The sequence below is a fragment of the Mycobacterium sp. NGS39 genome, from assembly GCF_059812765.1.
The window spans coordinates 1-1,265 of record NZ_JCALDH010000030.1 but is presented as its reverse complement, the minus strand read 5'-3'; the positions used below and the strand labels follow the sequence as shown (position 1 = coordinate 1,265).

The 1,265-nt window shown below is 63.6% G+C and carries 1 protein-coding gene; it reads left to right on the top strand.

Going from position 1 to position 1,265, the window contains the following annotated elements:
• Positions 1–70: 70 nt before the first annotated feature.
• Positions 71–1,233, top strand: a protein-coding gene (locus tag AC5Y39_RS21215) for an IS3 family transposase (RefSeq protein ID WP_500021704.1) whose coding sequence is annotated in 2 segments (ribosomal slippage) — positions 71–355 and positions 358–1,233 — 1,161 coding nt in all. Because the reading frame shifts where the segments join, the coding sequence is not laid out codon by codon here.
• Positions 1,234–1,265 lie beyond the last annotated feature (32 nt).

Sequence of the window (1,265 nt, the reverse complement as noted above, 5' to 3'; positions counted from 1 at the left end):
GGGTCCGCTGCACGAATAGGTGACATCTGAGTTGGCTTGCCCCGCGTGGGCAGGCTGGAAGGATGTCCTTGTGCCCAGGCCTTACCCTCAGGAGTTCCGTGACGACGTGGTCCGCGTCGCTCGCAACCGCGAAGCCGGTGTGACGATCGAGCAGGTCGCCACCGATTTCGGTGTCCATCCGATGACCCTGCACAAGTGGATGCGCCAGGCCGACATCGACGAGGGCGCCAAACCCGGCAAAAGCACCGGCGACTCTGCTGAACTGCGCGAGCTACGTCGTCGAAATCGGCTGCTGGAACAAGAGAACGAAGTGCTGCGCAGGGCCGCAGCGTATTTGTCGCAGGCCAATCTGCCGGGAAAAGGATCTACCCGCTCGTAAAAGAGCTCGCCGCCGACGGAATCCCTGTCGCGGTGACGTGCCGGGTAGTCAAGCTCGCCCGCCAACCGTATTACCGCTGGCTGGCCCAGCCTGTCACCGACGCCGACCTCGTCGAGGCCTACCGCGTCAACGCCCTGTTCGATGCCCACCGCGACGATCCGGAGTTCGGGTACCGCTACCTGGTCGAGGAAGCCCGTGACGCCGGTGAGCCGATGGCCGAGCGCACCGGCTGGCGGATCTGCTCGCAGAATCGCTTATGGAGTGTCTTCGGTAAGAAGCGGGGCAAGAACGGGAAACCCGGCCCGCCGGTGCATGACGACCTGGTGAACCGCGACTTCACTGCCGAAGCCCCAAATCGATTGTGGCTCAGCGATATTACCGAACACATGACCGGAGAGGGCAAGCTCTACCTCTGTGCGATCAAGGATGTGTTCTCGAACCGGATCGTCGGGTACAGCATCGATGACCGGATGAAGTCGCAGCTGGCCACTCGGGCACTGCACAGCGCGGTGGCGCGACGTGGTGAGGTGGCCGGGTGCATTCTGCACTCGGACCGCGGATCTCAGTTCAGGTCAAGGAAATTCGTGCATGCGTTGAGCCGCCACGAGATGGTCGGATCGATGGGCCGCGTCGGGGCGGCCGGCGACAACGCGGCGATAGAGAGCTTCTTCAGTCTGCTGCAGAAGAACGTCCTGGACCGCCGCCGTTGGGACACCCGGGAAGAACTGCGGATCGCGATCGTCACCTGGATCGAACGCACCTACCACCGCCGTCGCCGCCAGGCCGGCCTCGGCCAATTGACCCCGGTGGAATTCGAAGCGATCATGACCCCACCGGCCAGTCAGGCCGCGTGACCGAAACTGTCACCTGATCGTGCAGCAGACCC